Genomic DNA, 18,950 nt, shown 5'->3' with positions numbered 1-18,950 from the left:
GATAGAAAAATTGAGTTTTTATAGAGCTTGATATGAAACCGTCACCACTCGTTTGTAATCCATCCCTCATTATCAATAAATAGTTTTCACTTTTTGATTACGTGGCTGCATGAACAAGAGATAATCACAAATCACGATTTACAAGCCAGATAAGCGATTTACGGGTGTAGATACTCTATGGAATCGTGTATCCTCTGAAGTTAGCGATAGAACACAACAAGCAGACGCAATTATATGAATATTGGTTTAATTATTGCCTTAGTAGCCATTCTTTTGGTGTTGGTATTGGGCTACAACATCATGCTTCAGTATAAAGTTAAGGTGGAAACAGCGAAGAAACAGGAATCTTCTCGTTATTTGACCATTATCGATGGAACGGAAGAACTGATTGGTAACGCGCATCACATGCCGTTTAGCCAAGACCTGCTAGTGTGTTTAAACACACGAATCCTCGACTCGCTTGAAAACATGTATCAGCTGGACCCAAAGAACAAACAGCTCGCTCAGCGTATTGAGAGTGTGAAGCAACAAATCACTCAGCTCAAAGAGAATTACCAAGGTGGCGAAAGCACGGCTTTCCGTGTACCGAGTAGCGATAAGCAAGCCATCATGATGCTGAAGTTGGTTAAGCGCCTGCGCGACACAATTCGCAGTGAACACAACAAAGGCCGCTTCGAGACTCAAGCGTACGTTGCAGAGAATGCTCGTCTAGAGACAATCCAGATTCGAATCAACATCGAGAACGTAATTAAACGTGCGAACGACTCAATTGCTCGCGGTCAGCCTGGCACAGCCATTCAACTGCTGCGCAAGGGCATCGACGCACTGACCACGAAAAACGATCCATATTCAAATCAGGCTCGCGAAAAGCTACAAGAGATGCTTAACGACCTTGATCAAAAGCGCCAAGATCGCAACGCACAAGAACTTCAACAAATGGAGTCAAAAGAACGCGAAGACGATATGGATGCACTATTTGGTCAGAAGAAGAAGTGGTAATCCCACTCTTTTGATTCCCCATTCTAAGGCTGCCTCACTGGCGGCCTTTTTTACACCAAGAAAGTCCCTCCTAACCTTAAAGTTCCTGTGGTAATATCTCGTTTTTCCAAACTATTCAAGCTCTAGCATGTATCAAGAACTATTAGCTCCTATCCACTCATTCCTAAAAGCCGAAACGCCAGACTCTTGGATCGACGAAGCCAAGAAACCTGAAAACTTGCACATTATTTTGCGCGACCATATGTTGTGTGAACTAAAAGCGGCTCAAAGTGCGCTATTTCTGATTCGCAAGTACGCGGTTGATAAAGAGAGTGCAGTTCAGCTAAACGAATGGATTAAGCCATACGAAGAGTTCGCTTACCGTCGTAAAGGTGATTTAGAATCGCTGCGTGGTAAGAGCAATGCGTCAAAGCAGATCACAGCCAAAGATGGTTGTGTTTATGGCGACGATCTTATCGATAAGATGGTGCTATTAATCAAAGAAGAACTGCATCACTTCTACCAAGTGATGGAGCTAATGGAAAAGAAAGGTGTAACGTATCAGCCTATCGAAGCAGGTCGCTATGCCAAAGGGTTAATCAAACATGTGAAAACGTATGAGCCGGATGCTTTGGTCGACAAATTGATTATCGGTGCGTTTATTGAAGCGCGTTCGTGTGAGCGATTTGCCAAGCTCGCACCTTTCCTAGAAGATGATATGGAAAAATTCTATGTTTCTCTTCTTCGTTCGGAAGCTCGCCACTATCAAGATTATCTAGAGCTTGCGGAACAAATTGCAGGAAAGGACATTTCGGAACGCGTTGCTCACTTCGCTCGTGTAGAAGCAGAACTCATTACATCCGAAGACAGCGACTTTAAATTCCATAGTGGTGCTCCGGTTATCGCTGCTTAGTGACACCTAACGAGAATATGACTTAAAAAACGAAAAGGCTCGCAAATGCGAGCCTTTTGTTATTTTTGAAACCGTTTATTAAAATTATGTGACCGTTGTAAGAGCAGCATAGCCAACATAATTAAACTAACAAGATTGTCAAAAATTAGAGTTAACGAGTTAAGTATGGTAGACGATCAAGCAGCTCGTAGTATTTACCAGCTACCGCTGCAATATCACCACCAATATAAGCTTGGATCATATTGAAATCTTTCAGCCATAAGTCTTTGTCTGCGTCCGGTGCAGCAACGTAGCCTGCATGTACATTATCAACAGCCGACATCATAGAGTCACCTAAGTCATTAAAGATCAGAATCATAGCATCTGAATACGCTGCATAAGCTTTCGATACAGCATGAGCCTCACCACCTTTATATTGCACAGTGCCTGCTGATGCATCGTAAACAACATCACCCGAAGCAATACCTGCGTCAACAAAGTTACTAAATGACGTTGCAAAGTTTAAGGTTCCTGCTGCGATATCCACATCGATGTTCGCCTTCATCGCATTCACCATCGGTGCATCGAGCAATAGAACAGCATCATGATACGATGGAAGAATATCAGTTCTAAAACTTCCCCATGCAGTTTCAATACCCGACGCAATGTTGGCTAGATCCACTGGATCATAATTATCTAAGTAAACTTTCAACGCATAGCCATCAGTGCTAACCAGCTGAGTCGCTGCCTCATAAGCCAATTTATTTGACTTAGTCGCCACGTAAGTTTCGCCATCAATCACAAACTCAACTTTGTCACCGGCAATCAAACCATAACGGTCTTGTTGCTTAGTAAAGGCATCCAGCTGAGCCTTACCCAGAGACCTCACCGTATAGTCATTCGACTGCATTTGGTAAACGCCCAGCCTCAAAATCAAGTCACCAATACGTTGACGGTCTCGACCAGATATACCGAAGAATCGCTCAATACCTCGCGGCATTGGAGGCAATGATTCCATCTTCTCCGTAATGTGCAGATTTACATCAACGCCCTTTAGGTTGGTGTAGGCTTTACCTTCAGCATCAACCAACTCTACTGGTGTATTCAAGCCTTCGTTTGAGATCATATTAGAGATGATATCTTCATACTGTTCTTGAACTCCAGGGAGATCTAATAGCGATGCGAAGCTCACTTCATCGGTATAACGATTTGAGTAACGACGAGCCAGGAAATAGCTTGCTAACGCTTTGTCTGGCCAGCTACCCAATACAGATACTGCATTTGACCACGGATAATCAGGATCAAAACTACCAATCGAAGTCAAGAAGCGACCATTTTTCGTCTCAGCTACAGCGACATAGCCACTATCTGAATCTTCGATAAATTTAGCAGCTTGTTCATCAAAACAGTTCGCATCAATTAAATCGTAGTTAGCAGGTAGCAAGTGAGAGTTGTTGTTAAGGAGCTGACCAAATGAAATGACCTTTTGATTGCCATCCTTATTTTCGATAACACATTGATGCTCTGGCGTCGCTAACACATCCAAGAAGTATGCTGCTGCGTTCTTCGCACCATCTGCATAATCACAGAACCAGAAATTTGCTTCAGCGCCTGGTGTTGTACAGTAAGTCTCGTTAGAAGCTAATCGCAGTAAGAAATCACCCGGCTTATCCGTAGAAGAGGTGTAGCCTAGGTTATTGTATAGATCATCAATGCGTTCTAGATCTTCCATCTTGTCACGGATTGATGTCATCTCACGATAACGACGAACAATGTAGCCAGGGTAATCTGAAGAGTACAAACCGTTGGTGCTGTATTCTGCAAGGTTACGACGGTCATAGCTGTCTAAGTAGCTCTGCCATTCATACGCAACGATCTCGTTAAGACTTGTACCTTCATCAAATCGGTTACAATCACTGTTGAGAGAAACGTTACCATCGGTACAGAAGCCGTAACTCTTACGCTCGATATTGTGAACATTATCTAGGTAGTAAAGCACACCATATCGAGTTTTGGCATAATCTTCAGGATCATCACTTAACGCGGCAATATCGAAACGACTAAAGTCACAGTTGTATAGAGACTTACCCGCTTGATCACCCGATAACGTCATGATTTCACTACATACCATCAATGAGTCGTTATCCACATTGTTGCCAAAACGGTTGGCAAAGCTTTGCTGATACGACTGCAGATCCGCAAGATATTGCTGATATGCCGCTTTCTCTTCGTCAGTACCTTCATCACCTGGGTTGGCAACTGCCGTTGGCATTGTTGATGAAGAGTCTTGAATGGTCTCAACTTTACGCCCATAGCCAAACTTGAACGCTGCAATATCATATAGACCCCATGTTGGCGTTTCATCCAACATGCTTGGTGCATAGTCCATGGTTGAGCTGTAGGCTGGAATGTTATTCAACCCAAGAGCATGAGCCTGTTCCAAGGTGTAGTAATTTTCCTTGTCATTTGAACCTTTAAAGTTATGACGTAAACCAACGTTATGGCCAATCTCATGAACAAGTGTATTGCTGTAAGTCGCAACAGTAATCGCGTCAGCCGCTTCTTGTTGGAGATCCTTTGGTAAATACTTCCAGCGTCGTAGTTCTCGTGACGTTTCTACGCCATTATCATCGACCTTAATGTTGAAATAGCGGTCATCATCGAACTTAAGATTATCAAGCATCGCTTTACTGGTTGAAGAGACCCATGATGCTTCAATTGGGTAAGCATTGTTTTCAGACCAAAATGCCAAACGATTCTCTTCAGCGGCTACGACATCTTCAAAGTCCATATCATCACTAAAATTCTTAGTAAGAATAGTCGGTGCTTGCGAAGGAGTTCGGTCACCCGTGAGCTCTTCTTTAGTCAAGGCTGGCGCTGCGTCATCAACTTGCGGCAACTTCGACATTGCTGCCATCGTCGATAGCTGTTGAATACGACTTTCTACTTCTGCAACGGCAGGAGCTGCATCATCTTCAGTCGGTAGTGCTGGTAAACCGTTCAGAGACAGCTCATTTCGGTTGTAAAAACGCGCTAGGTTATCCCAGTAATAAGGTACACCTGTTCTTGCCACCCCTGCATATTGGTTAACATGCGCCTTGATGATTTCACCCGTCATTGGGTTAGCTACCGAAGGACCATAACCTAATAGGCCATTAGCTAATGGCTCGTCGACTAAGTTAATGATGTTATAACGCAGGTCACCAGGGTGGATACCTGCTGGCGCCGTTGAGTTTACGATTTCAATCGCAGGTTTACCGGCATCATTGCCAAACAAAGACAGCGCTTTGTTCATTTTGTCGATAGTTTGAATAGTCGAGTCTAAGAAAAGCTTATTCTTATCTTCGAAGAAGTTGTCCGTCAGATAGTATTTGATCGTACCGTTATTTGGGTTAAATCGATTCAAATACACCACGTCACGATCATATTTGTTGGTGATCGGGTTGAGCTTTTTCGTTTGTGTAGTAAAGAAACCAATATCGTTTTCATCACCGACTGGGTACATCACAGGTTGGTAGTTGTCAGATGCAACTACGCTTTCGTGAACCAGTGAGTAGTAGAAACGCGCCTTGAATGCACCATCAACCAGTGCTTCTTCTAAGCCAGATTTAGTTGAGAAATTAATGTAGTCAGAAAGGTTATCTAAATCGACTCGGAAAGTACGCTCTAACTCGAAATTGAGAATACCGTTTTTAGGATCAAAGTCCCAAGATACAACTTTTGCAGTTCCCTGTTCAGTAATCCCATCCTTCAAACCGTATAAGTCTTCGTAGTTAAACTCAGATACGATCAGTTCTTCTGGTTTAGGTGTGAAGTGAGTTTTCTTACGATAGTCTAAACTTTTATCTTCATTGATCTCTTCGGTATTAGTACAGTCGTCGTAAGCATCTTCCTTACAGCGGTAAGCGGCAAAGTCACCCGGAATTTGTAACACTTGTGCGAAGTTGAGAGCATCATCACTGGCGATAATATCTTCGTCTTCGTTTTCACAATAGTTGTTTTCGTCTTTTGGTAACGAAGATTCAGGGTAATCCTTATCAAACGCACGAACCTCTAAACCGTGTTTGGTATAACAGAGTTCTACATAGCGCCCCATACCTTGTAAGAATGGAAATTGGTTGAGTGCAAATCGTGGAGCAGCACCTGTTGTGGGAACATAAAACCAACGACCATCTTTAAGATCTTGTACTGCGACTTCCTTAGAGTCTCGTTCTTGAAGCTCATATGCTTGATCATCAGCACCACACCCAGCCAAAATAGCCGTGATTGCGGAGCTTAATGCAATCTTTTTAAAGTCCATATTGAATCCTTTTATTATTTTTATTTCCCTAGAATGAGAATGTTATATCTGCTGAGTAAGAGGCTTTATCTGCATCAAATAGATCGATATTGCCCAATGTGCCTCGCTCTGCATCTGCGTATGCGCCTGACGTTGCAGCTTTAAGAGTGAATGACCAATTATCGTTAAAGTCATAGGCTCCATAGATAGAACCGCCATAGTCTACTGAATCACGTCTGGTTCCTTGATAACTGATAGTGTTTCCACCCAAAGCATCAATTCCCAAAGTTAATTTTTCCCAACTGTAACTTGCTCCTGTAAATAAGGAATAAGTCCATTCAGTGAGAGACTTGCCACCATATGTTTTATATTGATGGAAGTTCTTTCTTATCCGAGGCGATATATTGAAACTCACCCCCCAGTGTTCGAAACTAATTGGAACAGCTAGCCTGAATGCAGTTTGTAACTTATCGTTACGAGACGCTTCAGAAGTAGGAATAGTAAATTGCCCACTTGCACCTATTTTTCCACTTTCACCAAACTCATATAACTTCGAGTGACTTAGCCCTATTACTGAGTCGGTAGCGTAAGTCCCTACCTCATCATCTAATGCTCGATACCCGCCCGAAGATATATACGCTTTCATACTTTCGGAAAGTGTATATTTCAGTGTGCCATTCCATGAGAAGCTTCGCTTTGCACGATAGTCATCTTTATTGTATATATTTGTTGAATAACCAGCGGTAACGGAGCCGCTGATATTACAAGTTATACAAGATGCATCGCTTTCATTTTGTGTTGATTCAACCTTATCGTTAATATTGTCAACACTATTACCTTCCTCTGCGTAAACAGATAAAGAAAACATAGTACCTAACAATATTGCGATCGGATTCACCTTCCACTTTATTGTGTTATGCATGCTTTTTAACTTCCATGAATGTTAAGCTCAATTATTGAGCTTATTTAAATAGCCCATCGAATTTTAAGTGAACGAATACTTCAATATTTATCACTAAATATCGATAGACTTTTTAGCAACAGAACCTTGCTGCCAAATTACTTTACAATTAAATTACATTTTTTCTTTGTATTATTTTGTACAGAATTGTATTAGTGCTTTTTTCCCTTTATACGCTTCCTGCGATTAGGGTGTGTTATTGGTATTGCCGAAAGCAACTTCTTTGTATAATCATTTTGTGGATTTTTATATAAATCTATTGCAGAGCCATATTCCACAATTTTCCCAAAATACATGACAGCAACATCATCAGAGACCTGTTTTACAACAGAAAGATCGTGTGAAATAAAGATAATTGCCAGATTCATCTCTTTTTGTAAGTTTAAGAGCAAATTAATAATTTGGGCTTGAACTGACACATCTAGTGCTGAAACAGACTCATCACAGATAAGTAGCTTAGGTTTCAGAGCAATAGCGCGAGCAATTCCAATTCGTTGACGTTGTCCACCAGAAAACTCATGAGGGTATCGATCAACCGACTCTCTAGCTAATCCTACTTTGTCGAGTAACTCTAATACCCACTGCTTGCGCTCTTTATGAGTACCTACATTATGGATAATGTAGGGCTCCTCCAAAATCATACCAATTGTATGCCTTTGATTTAGAGATTCCATTGGGTCTTGAAAGACGATCTGCATCTCTTTACGAAGTGGTCTCATCTCCTTAGCTTTCCAATCAGTGATGTCCTGCCCTTCAAAGAAGATTCGTCCAGAAGTCGGTTCAAATAACTTTAAGATCGTGCGCCCTAATGTGCTCTTTCCGCATCCTGACTCCCCTACTAACCCCAAGGTCTTCCCTTGGTGCAAAGAAAAAGAAACACCATCGACGGCTTTTATCACATACCCTTTTGAGAACAGCCTTTTTCCGGAGATAAAATGCTGAGTAAGGTTTTCTATTCTCAATATTTCCGACATTTAACTACCCCTTAAACTCAGGAAACAGGGAAGTATCAATAGGCTTGATCTCTATCTGTTGTTTCGGTGGGTGATCTAAGCTTGGCATCAAACCTAGCAATCGTTTTGTATAAGGATGTTTAGGGGAATCAAACAATTCAAATACGTCTGCATGCTCGACAATACGCCCACCGTACATAACAGCCACATCGTCACACACCTCTGCCACAACACCTAAATCATGAGTAATAAACAACATCGCCATTCCAGTCTCATGTTGTAGCTCTATCATTAATTCCAAAATAGAAGCTTGAACCGTCACATCCAGAGCCGTCGTAGGCTCATCACAAATCAAGACATCCGGTTTACAGGCAAGTGCCATCGCTATCATTACACGCTGTCTCATCCCCCCAGATAAGTTGTGAGGATATTCATCAATACGCTTCTCAGGCATTGGGATTTTGACCTTTTCGAGCATTCTGATTGCATACTCTCGCCTATCATTTTTTTTCAGCTCAGGTCGATGTAGGGCTAAAACCTCCGTCAGCTGTTTTCCGATACTATGCACTGGATTCAGCGCCGTCATTGGATCTTGAAAGATAATAGAGATCGCGTTGCCGCGCATTTCGTACATAGAGTGTGGTGGCAAAGTGACGAGATCTTGATTGTTGTAAAGAATCTTACCACCGACAACCTGACCATAAGGTTTAGGGAGCAGCCCCATAATCGACATCGACGTGACACTTTTACCGCAACCAGATTCGCCAACGAGACCTAAGGTTTTTCCTTTCTTCACTTTAAAGCTAACGCCATGGAGTACCTGTACAACTCCTGAGTCAGTATCAAAGGTGACTTCCAGATCTTTTACTTCCAACACCACATCGCAATTGGGATCTTGTTTATATTCCACGCTCATACCAACATCCGTCACAGTTTAAAACGATCATCAACAAATGAAACCGGAGTGTAGGTTTTGTCTGACTTCATCGACGATTGCGTCTCTTTTTTAACCGATGAATCTATCCAAAAGCTGCCAATATCCATCGGATGGAAAATAGACTCAGTCTGCTTGGTCATTGGGTTCTCCGGGTACTGAACCCACCTCCAATGCGCTGCACGTGAGTATGGCACCATATAACCTGGGACGATGATGTTTGCTTGTGTAACGTAGTCTTGAATCTGATAAGAGAGCTTGTAGCGTTTGTTTTGGTCAAACTCAGCATCATAGGCTTCTATTAATTTATCCAGCTCAGGGCTACTGTAGTTGGTATGTGCATTGGTCTGCGGCTTGTTCGCATTGTCTGAATGCAGATACTCCCAGTAAGATGGAATTTCGCCTGATCCCATATTAAGAAAAGCCAACTGGTGCTTTTTCTCTAGGATATATTTAAAAGCTGATGAGCCATCGACTAAGTTAAGTGTAAAGTCGAGCCCCGCTAACTTCGCTTGCTCTCGAAGGAACGCAATTCTTGGCGTCCAAGCGTTGTAACCATACGTAATCGCAAATGAAAGTTTCTGCCCTTGCTTATTGATGCGGATACCATCTGATCCGATAATATCAAACCCCGCTTTTGCGAAGTGTTCAGCCGCTAACTGAGGGTCAAACTCAGGTGCTTTATTGGCTGGGTTATCGTATTGCCCATGTCCAAAGCCCAACCCATGTGGCTTACGAGAATAGTCCCCACGCATGATGTTTTTAATCATGCCGTCATAATCCGTAGCGTGCATAATACCTTTGCGGACGTTGATATCCTCTAGTAATGGCTGCGCTGTATTCATCCACAAACCACCGGCACCTTGAGGCGTTTGGTTGAAGCCCCAAAACTTCTGGATATAACCGTCTTTAAACGCTTGAGAGTCAGATTTTCCATGCCAGTACTCTGGAAGAACTAAATCAAAATAGTCCAGTTTTCCTTTTTCAAAATGCTTAAGTGCGATATCAAAGTCTCGAATAACGGTAATGCGCACCTTATCGACATTATAACGATTCTGATAATAACGATTGGAGTAACCCCACCAAGTTTCTCCGACATGCTTAAAGGTCACACTCTTACCTTTTTTCACTTTGTCTAGGTAGTAAGGCCCAGCTGTAGGTTCACTTTTAAAATTATATTTTCGGACAAAATTATCCACCATTCCGTCATTATTAGCGTCTTTCTCGCCTGCAAAATAGTGTTCAGGTCTTGGCTGAAAGCCATTACTTGGCATGTTGATCAGCACCATAAGTGCATCTTGACTCTGCTCTACGGCTGTCTCTACTGCAATGGTGTATTCATCAACCTTGGTTACATCGACGATAGACGTTGAGAAAAAATCGTTGTACCAAGGATCGACGATGTCTTTAGAACGGTAATAAGTGAGCATGAACAGGTAATCATCGGCCGTTATCTTCTCACCATCCGACCACATCGCATTAGGATCAAGCTTAAAATAAACTGTCTTGTTATCTTCAGAAAAAGCCCAATCAGTTGCTAACTGAGGGATCCACTTTCCTGTATTCGGGTGTCGCTGAGCCAGCTTCGGAGCGCCATCCATAAAATAATGACGTAATCCCGAGTTCGCATCTGGCCCAACGCTACGTAGAGTTTGAGGGAAGCTAGCCATGAATGTACGCAATGTACCACCGCGTATCGCATCTTCCGAAGCGAATAGAGGTTCATTGTTATTGGATAACCACTCCAAGCCCTGAGGTAAAGTCGCGGTTTGAGAAAAGGCTGATGGTGACAAGCTTGCCATCAGCGCGGAAATACATATTGAGAGTGTTTTATTCATAATTACATCCTGTAACTGGATACTTCCTGTAAATGTCTGAATTCAAGCTATACGTAACGTGTAAACTTTTTGGGATCAAATGCCGAGCGTATCGCTTCACCTATAAAGGTCACCATGACCAATACCGCTACTATCGCCCCAACTACTGAAGCCACAATCCAAGGGGCGTCAAGATTCGATTTACCTTGTTGCAATAGTTCCCCCCAACTCGGCGTAGGAGGCATTAAACCAAGCCCTAGATAGTCCAACGCCGTGAGAGCGGTAATATTAGCGGCGATCGTAAAGGGCGCTAATGTAACAATCATAACCATAGTATTAGGCAAGATATGATGCACTAAAATACGTGTTGTTGAGGCCCCTAAAGCCCTTGCTGCCATAACGTATTCGCGAGCTGATTCTTTATACGTCATGGTTCTCATATACCAAGTGATACCCATCCAACCGAATAACACATTAATAGCAACAAACAGTGTGAACGTCGGTTGAGTTATTGAGACCAAAATCATAATGACGTAGAGAAATGGTACCATTGACCAAATCTCTATAAGCCTTTGAACAAACAAATCAAACTTACCGCCAAAGAACCCCATACAGCATCCAACTACAGTGCCTATTGCATAAGAGATCGCCATTGTCATCAACGCGAAGCCCATCGCTATACGAAAGCCATAGACCAAACGAGCTAAGATATCGCGGCCTATCGCATCTGTACCCAAATAGTGTTTGCTATCAATACTCGGTGCTAGCGGAGGAAAGTCTCCGGAAAAGTCTTGTTCATATGGATTCCACGGTACGATAGGCATAATGACAAAGTCGCCCTGATCTTCTTCTGCAAATATCTGCTGCAATTTTCTATAATCAGCTTCACTCGCGTAACTCAACCCAAAGTCCGTACCCGACCTGACGTCAGAGAAAACTGGAAATGACCACTCTCCTTTGTAGCTGACGACCAACGCCTTACTGTTAATTAAAAGCTCAGCAAAAATAGACAGAATCAACAGTGAACTGAGGACGATCAACGACCAATATCCACGCTTTATTTCTTTAAAGTGTTTGATCTTTTTCTGTGTAAGTGGGGTTAATCTAATCATGCTCCAAACCTCACTCTAGGGTCGACAGCCGCAACACAAAGATCAGATAGAATATTACCAATCATCAACATCGCCGCGTTGATAGCAACTATCCCCATAACAACCGGATAATCACGCTCCATTATTGACTCGTAACCTAACAAGCCAATGCCATCAATGTTAAAAATAACTTCAATTAGAAAAGAACCCGACATAAAGAACAATAATGAGTTACCAAAATGACTCGCTATCGGAATTAAACTATTCTGCAATGCATGTTTTTTAACCGCTTGTTTGAAAGGTAGCCCCTTTGCAATTGCTGTTCGAATGTAATCTGCAGAAAGGTTTTCCATCAGATTATTTTTCATGGTCATCGTTAATGTAGCGAAGTCACCAATCAAATAACAAATGAGAGGAAGTACTGCATGCCACATAATGTCCTTAAATTGATCTACCCAATTTTCATAGTCCTCAAAATCATCTCCGACGAACCCACCCATTGGGAACCAATCAAGGTTATAAGCAAATAGAGTGATTAAAAATACACCAACCACATACCCGGGTAATGCGTAACCAATAAATATTAAAATAGAAGATGCAGAATCAAATACCGAGCCATGCTTTATCGCCTTATAATATCCAAGTGGAATGGATATAAAATAACTGATAAAAAACGTCATGCCTCCATAAAACAACGAGATTGGTAAACGTTCAGCAATCATGTCATTTACAGGTTCGTAATAGCGTGTTGATTCACCAAAATCTAATACGACGATCTTAGACAACCAATCAACATAAGATTCTAATATAGGTTTGTCTAATCCATAAAACTCATTGAGCTCGGCAATTTGTTCATCTGATAATGATGAATTATTACCTGCGACACTTACTGCAGCGCTGTCCGTTCCAGAATGCATTTTTGACAGCATTCTTTCCACCGGCCCACCTGGAACAAAACGAGTAATGGCAAATATTAAGATTGTTATTCCTATAAATGTTGGAATGACAAGTAATAAACGCCTCAATATATAAGCTAACAATTGGAAGTACTCCGTACCAATTAATTACATTTAAACCACATCCTGTAGGTATTATTACCAACTTACACACTGGTCTGATGAGTTAACAATTCGTAAACTCTAATTCATAAGAATATTGAATTAAATAATTACATCCAATTAACATTAAAAATTATCGACCCAAGTCATATTATTATAGTTAAACTTAGGAAATCCCGATGTAAAACCACAATATGCGTCGGTTTATTTAGCCCATAATTAGGTTAAGTGAAAATAAAATCGAAGGAATATGCTGATAAGTATATATTTTAGAAGGGAAAGTTATAGAAACAGGTTTATATAGTGATTATCACTACAAGGTGCACAGTTTAAACGTTTGCTAATTTAATCAAACAAGTAAAACCATGCACCTGCAGAATAATTAGTTGTTGTTCATATGTAACAATTCGTTGTTAATATTCTTTAACACTTCAGCAGGATCAGCGGCTTGAGTGATTGGACGACCAATAACTAAGTAGTCTGAGCCGGATTGAATCGCTTTTGTTGGTGTCATAATACGTTTTTGGTCACCGACTTCAGCGCCTACTGGACGAATACCTGGAGTAACCAATTTGAATTCTTGGCCTAATTCACCCTTAAGCAAAGAGGCTTCTTGCGCTGAACAAACAACACCATCTAAACCTGCATTTTTAGTTAGGTTTGCCAGACGCATTACCTGTTTTTGTGGCTCGATATCAAGCCCAATACCTGCAAGATCTTGCCGCTCCATACTTGTAAGTACTGTTACACCAATCAGCAATGGACGGTCTTTTCCGTAAGGTTCAAGAATCTCACGTGATGCTGTCATCATACGCTCACCACCGCCAGCGTGGACGTTCACCATCCAAACACCCATTTCTGCTGCTGCACGTACCGCTTTAGAGCATGTATTTGGGATATCGTGGAATTTCAAATCTAAGAAAACCGAGAAACCACGCTTATGCAGCTCACGTACAAACTCTGGCCCGAATAGAGTGAACATCTCTTTACCTACTTTTAGGCGACAAGATGCTGGATCAATTCGGTCAACGAAGGCCAAAGCGTCTGCTTGGTTGTCGTAATCCAGTGCTACAATGATTTTTTGATCGTTCATTTCATCTCCTAACGCAGTTTATTGTCTTAAATTTTACTCATAAAAATGCAGCCCGAAAGCTGCACTATATAATTTGGTCTAACATTGACCATAAATTTACTCACCATCAAGTCCACGGATCGGCTTGATCGTTCCCCACCCCTTACACGAAGGGCAGTGCCAATATAGAGAGTGGGTAGAGAAACCACACTTCCGGCAGCGGTAGTGAGGCTTCATTTTTAATTGTTCGCCAACCATAGATTGTAAAGTGGTCAAACTGTTTTTAGCGCGACCCTCTTCTGCTTCTGCAATATGATAATCAATCAATCGATAGAAGCCTTTCATGGTAGGATTTTTCAGAAGTTGCTTCGTCAGAAGCTCTTGTGCAGAGCCGATGTCTTCATGCTGAGCAACCAATTGTGCCAACATTAACTCAGCGGATACGCCTGCTTTTCTTTGAATGCAAGCCTTGAGGAATTCGACAAGTTGAGCTTCCTGCCCCAAGTGATGATAACAATCCGCTAAAGTCGGTAGTACTTCACTGATAAAGTCGATGTCTTGATCGATAACAGATTCAAGATATTCGATCGTCTTCTTATATTCTTCATTGGCTAAATGAAGTTTAGATAATGCAATGCTAGCCCTAACACATTTAGGATCTTCGCTGAGTGCCTTTTTAAAGTGCTGTATCGCCTTTGATTTATTACCTTCAGCCTGCTCCTGCATCGCCATTTCACACCAGAAATGAGCAACCGTAGCACGCATCTTAAGCTTCTTCTTGCTAATCTTAATCAGCACATTGCCATATTGAATGGCTTTACTCCATTCTCGAGTTTGCTGGTAGATAGAAACCAACTGTTGAAGCGCACTCTCTTTATGCTCAGGTTCATCGACGAGTTGCTCAAAGATTTTCTCTGCTCGGTCTAAAAAGCCTGAAGCCATGTAGTCTTTTGCGAGTTGCTGTAGTGCGAGATTTTTTTGGTCGATAGTAAGACCAGAACGGGAAATAAGGTTTTGGTGGATTCGAATAGCGCGATCAACCTCCCCTCGAGAACGAAACAGGTTACCTAACGCTAGGTGTGTATCAATCGTTTCGTTATCAACTTGAAGCAGTTCAATAAAGTGGTCTACCGCTTTATCTGACTGATCAGATAAAAGTAGATTCAGACCTGTCACATACTGACGAGATATCTGATGAGATTGCTTTTGCTTTTCTTGCTGAGCATTACGATTACCCATATACCAACCGTAAGCAGCTGCAATGGGTAAAAGTAAGAACAGTAACTCTAACATTCAGTATTAGCCTTTCTCAGCTATCAAGCTTTTGATTCTACAGCGACTTGCTTTGATTGCTTGTTTAGCTTTTTCTTTAAACGATGGATCTGTAGCTGAGATTTCATGTGCATGCTGCCAAACACAATCCATGCTAGACCAAAACCCGATACAAATACTACACCAAGTAATGTAGATAGGTGGAAGTCACCTTGGGCAAGCAGATAGTTGAAGTTCACGATAGTTTGGTTTTGAGAGCCTAAAGCCAGTGCAATTAGGAAAAGTGCAATAACAGCGACTATTTTTATAATTTTCATATTCATCACTCATTGGTTAATTAGCAGTACGATTATGCAGGAAAATTACTTATCAGACCACCATATTATGGTCATAAAAAAGCGGCATACATTGTAGTATGCCGCTTTTCTAAATTCCGATAAGTAGTCTACATTCCTGTATTTACTCGCTCGCGTAGCTCTTTACCAGGTTTGAAGTGAGGAACGTATTTACCGTCTAACTCTACTTTGTCACCCGTTTTTGGGTTACGGCCAATGCGAGGCTCACGGTAGTGCAGCGAAAAGCTACCAAAACCACGAATTTCGATGCGATCACCACTTTCTAATGTTGAAGCCATGTGCTCTAAAATGTCTTTTACAGCGTCTTCAATTTCTTTTGCAGAAAGATGCGTTTGCTCAGCGCATAGCCTTTCAATTAATTCAGACTTAGTCATAGTTACCCTCGTTGGTTTTCTTTTTAGAAATTATAGACCTATCGGAAAAATAAGCAAAAAAAAAGGGACCCAAAGGTCCCTTTCTTAGCGAAAAATTAAATTATTCGCCTTTAGCAGCTTTGAATGCGTCTGCCATTGCGTTACCGAACGCGCCTTCGTCAGACTTGTTCAGTGAAGCCATTGCTTCTTGCTCTTCAGCTTCATCTTTAGCTTTGATAGATAGGTTGATTACGCGGTTCTTACGGTCAACACCTGTGAACTTCGCTTCAACGCTGTCACCAACGCTTAGGATTAGAGACGCATCTTCTACGCGGTCGCGAGAAACTTCAGAAGCGCGGATGTAACCTTCAACGCCTTCGATTAGCTCGATAGTAGCGCCTTTCGCGTCAACTGCAGTAACAGTACCGTTTACAAGAACACCTTTCTTGTTGTCAGCAACGTATGCGTTGAACGGGTCGTTTTCCATTTGCTTAACGCCAAGAGAAATACGCTCACGCTCTGCATCTACTGCAAGAACAACTGCTGAGATTTCGTCGCCTTTCTTGTACTCACGTACAGCTTCTTCACCAGCAACATTCCAAGAAATGTCAGATAGGTGTACTAGACCGTCGATACCGCCTTCAAGACCGATGAAGATACCAAAGTCAGTGATAGACTTGATCTTACCAGTAACTTTGTCGCCCTTAGCTTGCATTTCTGCAAATGACTGCCATGGGTTAGCTTTACACTGTTTCAGACCTAGAGAGATACGACGACGTTCTTCGTCGATATCAAGAACCATAACCTCAACTTCGTCGCCAACATTAACAACTTTAGATGGGTGGATGTTCTTGTTAGTCCAATCCATTTCAGAAACGTGTACTAGACCTTCAACGCCTTCTTCGATTTCAACGAAGCAGCCGTAGTCAGTTAGGTTAGTAACACGACCAGAAAGCTTGTGACCTTCTGGGTAACGCTTAGCGATTGCTACCCATGGATCTTCGCCTAGTTGCTTAAGACCTAGTGATACGCGAGTACGCTCACGGTCGAACTTAAGAACTTTAACTAGGATTTCGTCACCAACGTTAACGATCTCTGATGGGTGCTTAACGCGCTTCCAAGCCATATCTGTGATATGTAGAAGACCGTCAACACCGCCAAGGTCAACGAATGCACCGTAGTCAGTAAGGTTCTTAACGATACCTTTAACTTCAGTACCTTCTTGTAGAGTTTCAAGAAGTTCGTCACGCTCAACGCTGTTCTCAGATTCGATAACAGCACGACGAGAAACAACAACGTTGTTACGCTTCTGGTCTAGCTTGATTACTTTGAACTCTAGCTCTTTGTTTTCTAGGTGAGCAGTGTCACGGATAGGACGTACGTCTACTAGAGAACCTGGAAGGAAAGCACGGATACCGTTTAGTTCAACAGTGAAACCGCCTTTAACTTTACCGTTGATGATACCAACAACAGTTTCAGCTTCTTCGCAAGCTTTCTCAAGAACGATCCAAGCTTCGTGACGCTTAGCTTTCTCACGAGAAAGTTGAGTCTCACCGAAACCGTCTTCAACAGCGTCTAGAGCTACGTCTACTTCAGCGCCAACTTCAACTTCAAGTTCGCCAGCAGCGTTCTTGAACTGTTCAGCAGGGATAGCAGATTCAGACTTAAGACCAGCATCAACAAGAACGAAACCGTTCTCGATAGCTACTACAGTACCTTTAACGATGCTGCCTTGTTGGAATTCTGTTTCGTTTAGAAACTCTTCAAAGAGTTGAGCAAAAGATTCAGTCATTATTTAATCTTCAATAATTAAACGTCCATGGGTATCCTACCGCATGGGGTTGATAAATTCGCCGGTTATCATCCTTGCAACCAACGTTCTTGCCGGCTCGGTAAAAGTTACCCAGCCAGTTTCGATTCAATATAGTGTAGTGCTTTTTCAACTACCTGCTCAATATTCATTGAGGTAGAATCAAGCACAAGCGCATCCTCAGCAGGGCGTAATGGCGCTACTGGGCGATTACGATCTCGGTCGTCTCGCTCTTGGATCTCGCTCAAAAGGTCGTCAAATTTAACATCTAAGCCTTTGCCTTGCAACTGTTTAAGGCGGCGATTCGCTCTCTCTTCAGCGCTAGCATCTAGGAAAATTTTCGCTTCAGCACTCGGGAAAACAACTGTACCCATATCACGGCCATCTGCAACAAGTCCTGGCTCAGCATTGAATGCACGTTGACGACGTAGCAGTGCTTCACGAACACGTGGTAAAGCAGCAACCTTTGAAGCTGCCATACCCGTCTCTTCTTTACGAAGCTCGCCAGAGACATCTTCGCCTTCAAGAATCACTTTTACCAACTCACCTTCAGCAATAAACTGGACGTCTAAATGCGTTGCTAAAGGTACTAGAGCGTCTTCAGACTCTGTGTCTACACCGTGATGGATTGCCGCTAATGCAAGCACTCGATAGATAGCACCCGAGTCTAGTAAGTGAAAACCTAGCTTTTCAGCTAGCAACATACATAGGGTACCTTTACCTGCACCACTTGGGCCATCAACCGTAATCACTGGGCTTTGAGAAGGCATGTTTTACTCCACGTTTCTTCGTAAGTTTTATTCCGCACTCGCATAATACAACTGCGTTAACAGGCGGCATATTATAGAGAAAAATTGGTGTCGGGGCGAGGTAAATCTCACATTAATCCCTTTAGAACTCAGACAGCAAGATATCTATAAATTTCATATGCTCAAGTTTAAATTTATAGTTACTAAAATAAAAAAACCTCGCGACTATGCGCAATGTAGATCAGATAAGGATCGGTTGACCGATCCTTCTGATGAGAGACAATCGGAAACCTATTTCTAGGTTTCCGATTTTTTATGTCTATTCAAAACTGTTTTACTGATTTTCTCGAAGAATGCGCTGTTGATGTTGCTCAA

Annotated in this window: 15 protein-coding genes; 2 read left to right on the top strand and 13 right to left on the bottom strand. The window is 42.1% G+C overall.

All coding sequences use genetic code 11. The features are described 5' to 3' along the window. Positions 1–234: 234 nt before the first annotated feature. Positions 235–999 (top strand): DNA repair protein, encoded by a 765-nt coding sequence (locus L1D60_RS20455; protein ID WP_239842717.1) that lies wholly within the window; start codon positions 235–237, stop codon positions 997–999. 127 nt (positions 1,000–1,126) lie between these two features. Next, entirely contained in the window at positions 1,127–1,891 is a 765-nt protein-coding gene (miaE, locus tag L1D60_RS20450) for a tRNA isopentenyl-2-thiomethyl-A-37 hydroxylase MiaE (RefSeq protein WP_239842716.1), read from the top strand. 151 nt (positions 1,892–2,042) lie between these two features. Here miaE and L1D60_RS20445 read toward each other — a convergent pair whose 3' ends face one another. The 13 genes from L1D60_RS20445 to cmk form a co-directional block, all read right to left on the bottom strand. Next, the gene (locus L1D60_RS20445; RefSeq protein WP_239842715.1) at positions 2,043–6,170 is read right to left on the bottom strand and encodes a zinc-dependent metalloprotease; all 4,128 of its coding nucleotides are present in this window, start codon (positions 6,168–6,170) and stop codon (positions 2,043–2,045) included. A gap of 28 nt (positions 6,171–6,198) precedes the next feature. Beyond that, positions 6,199–7,071 (bottom strand): hypothetical protein, encoded by an 873-nt coding sequence (locus L1D60_RS20440; RefSeq protein WP_239842714.1) that lies wholly within the window; start codon positions 7,069–7,071, stop codon positions 6,199–6,201. A gap of 191 nt (positions 7,072–7,262) precedes the next feature. Further along, complete coding sequence (locus L1D60_RS20435; protein WP_239842713.1) at positions 7,263–8,084, bottom strand: ATP-binding cassette domain-containing protein; 822 nt, start codon at positions 8,082–8,084, stop codon at positions 7,263–7,265. Between the two features lie 4 nt (positions 8,085–8,088). Next, positions 8,089–8,979, bottom strand: coding sequence for an ABC transporter ATP-binding protein (locus L1D60_RS20430; RefSeq protein ID WP_239842712.1), 891 nt, complete (start codon positions 8,977–8,979; stop codon positions 8,089–8,091). 11 nt (positions 8,980–8,990) lie between these two features. Next, positions 8,991–10,799: an extracellular solute-binding protein gene (locus tag L1D60_RS20425; protein WP_239842802.1), complete on the bottom strand. Its 1,809-nt coding sequence runs from the start codon at positions 10,797–10,799 to the stop codon at positions 8,991–8,993. Between the two features lie 83 nt (positions 10,800–10,882). Continuing rightward, positions 10,883–11,926, bottom strand: coding sequence for an ABC transporter permease subunit (locus L1D60_RS20420; RefSeq protein ID WP_239842711.1), 1,044 nt, complete (start codon positions 11,924–11,926; stop codon positions 10,883–10,885). Beyond that, positions 11,923–12,945, bottom strand: a complete 1,023-nt coding sequence (locus L1D60_RS20415; RefSeq protein ID WP_239842710.1) for an ABC transporter permease subunit — start codon at positions 12,943–12,945, stop codon at positions 11,923–11,925. Before L1D60_RS20415 ends, L1D60_RS20420 begins: the two co-directional genes overlap by 4 nt. A 400-nt stretch (positions 12,946–13,345) precedes the next feature. Then, complete coding sequence (pyrF, locus tag L1D60_RS20410) at positions 13,346–14,056, bottom strand: orotidine-5'-phosphate decarboxylase (protein ID WP_239842709.1); 711 nt, start codon at positions 14,054–14,056, stop codon at positions 13,346–13,348. 96 nt (positions 14,057–14,152) lie between these two features. Continuing rightward, a complete protein-coding gene (gene lapB / locus L1D60_RS20405; protein ID WP_239842708.1) occupies positions 14,153–15,328 on the bottom strand; it encodes a lipopolysaccharide assembly protein LapB in 1,176 nt (391 codons plus the stop codon). Positions 15,329–15,351: 23 nt separating this feature from the next. Further along, positions 15,352–15,624 (bottom strand): lipopolysaccharide assembly protein LapA domain-containing protein, encoded by a 273-nt coding sequence (locus L1D60_RS20400; protein ID WP_239842707.1) that lies wholly within the window; start codon positions 15,622–15,624, stop codon positions 15,352–15,354. A gap of 128 nt (positions 15,625–15,752) precedes the next feature. Then, on the bottom strand, positions 15,753–16,037 hold the full coding sequence (gene ihfB / locus L1D60_RS20395; RefSeq protein WP_239842706.1) for an integration host factor subunit beta: 285 nt from the start codon (positions 16,035–16,037) through the stop codon (positions 15,753–15,755). Positions 16,038–16,137: 100 nt separating this feature from the next. Beyond that, on the bottom strand, positions 16,138–17,808 hold the full coding sequence (gene rpsA / locus L1D60_RS20390; protein ID WP_239842705.1) for a 30S ribosomal protein S1: 1,671 nt from the start codon (positions 17,806–17,808) through the stop codon (positions 16,138–16,140). Between the two features lie 107 nt (positions 17,809–17,915). Continuing rightward, positions 17,916–18,596: a (d)CMP kinase gene (gene cmk, locus L1D60_RS20385; protein WP_239842704.1), complete on the bottom strand. Its 681-nt coding sequence runs from the start codon at positions 18,594–18,596 to the stop codon at positions 17,916–17,918. Positions 18,597–18,950 lie beyond the last annotated feature (354 nt).

Origin of the sequence: Vibrio sp. Isolate30 (assembly GCF_022397975.1) — a bacterium.
Lineage (GTDB): Bacteria > Pseudomonadota > Gammaproteobacteria > Enterobacterales > Vibrionaceae > Vibrio > Vibrio fortis.
Note: the sequence above shows the minus strand (reverse complement) of the source record. Positions and strands in the feature narration are given on the sequence as shown.

What these genes read in the sequence shown, in the direction of transcription:
- L1D60_RS20455 (WP_239842717.1), top strand. Translation starts at nt 235, where the DNA reads ATGAATATTGGTTTAATTATTGCCTTAGTAGCCATTCTTTTGGTGTTG.
- L1D60_RS20440 (WP_239842714.1), bottom strand. Translation starts at nt 7,071, where the DNA reads ATGCATAACACAATAAAGTGGAAGGTGAATCCGATCGCAATATTGTTA.
- lapB (WP_239842708.1), bottom strand. Translation starts at nt 15,328, where the DNA reads ATGTTAGAGTTACTGTTCTTACTTTTACCCATTGCAGCTGCTTACGGT.
- L1D60_RS20430 (WP_239842712.1), bottom strand. Translation starts at nt 8,979, where the DNA reads ATGAGCGTGGAATATAAACAAGATCCCAATTGCGATGTGGTGTTGGAA.
- L1D60_RS20420 (WP_239842711.1), bottom strand. Translation starts at nt 11,926, where the DNA reads ATGATTAGATTAACCCCACTTACACAGAAAAAGATCAAACACTTTAAA.
- L1D60_RS20400 (WP_239842707.1), bottom strand. Translation starts at nt 15,624, where the DNA reads ATGAAAATTATAAAAATAGTCGCTGTTATTGCACTTTTCCTAATTGCA.
- L1D60_RS20435 (WP_239842713.1), bottom strand. Translation starts at nt 8,084, where the DNA reads ATGTCGGAAATATTGAGAATAGAAAACCTTACTCAGCATTTTATCTCC.
- pyrF (WP_239842709.1), bottom strand. Translation starts at nt 14,056, where the DNA reads ATGAACGATCAAAAAATCATTGTAGCACTGGATTACGACAACCAAGCA.
- miaE (WP_239842716.1), top strand. Translation starts at nt 1,127, where the DNA reads ATGTATCAAGAACTATTAGCTCCTATCCACTCATTCCTAAAAGCCGAA.
- L1D60_RS20445 (WP_239842715.1), bottom strand. Translation starts at nt 6,170, where the DNA reads ATGGACTTTAAAAAGATTGCATTAAGCTCCGCAATCACGGCTATTTTG.
- L1D60_RS20425 (WP_239842802.1), bottom strand. Translation starts at nt 10,799, where the DNA reads ATGGCAAGCTTGTCACCATCAGCCTTTTCTCAAACCGCGACTTTACCT.
- rpsA (WP_239842705.1), bottom strand. Translation starts at nt 17,808, where the DNA reads ATGACTGAATCTTTTGCTCAACTCTTTGAAGAGTTTCTAAACGAAACA.
- cmk (WP_239842704.1), bottom strand. Translation starts at nt 18,596, where the DNA reads ATGCCTTCTCAAAGCCCAGTGATTACGGTTGATGGCCCAAGTGGTGCA.
- ihfB (WP_239842706.1), bottom strand. Translation starts at nt 16,037, where the DNA reads ATGACTAAGTCTGAATTAATTGAAAGGCTATGCGCTGAGCAAACGCAT.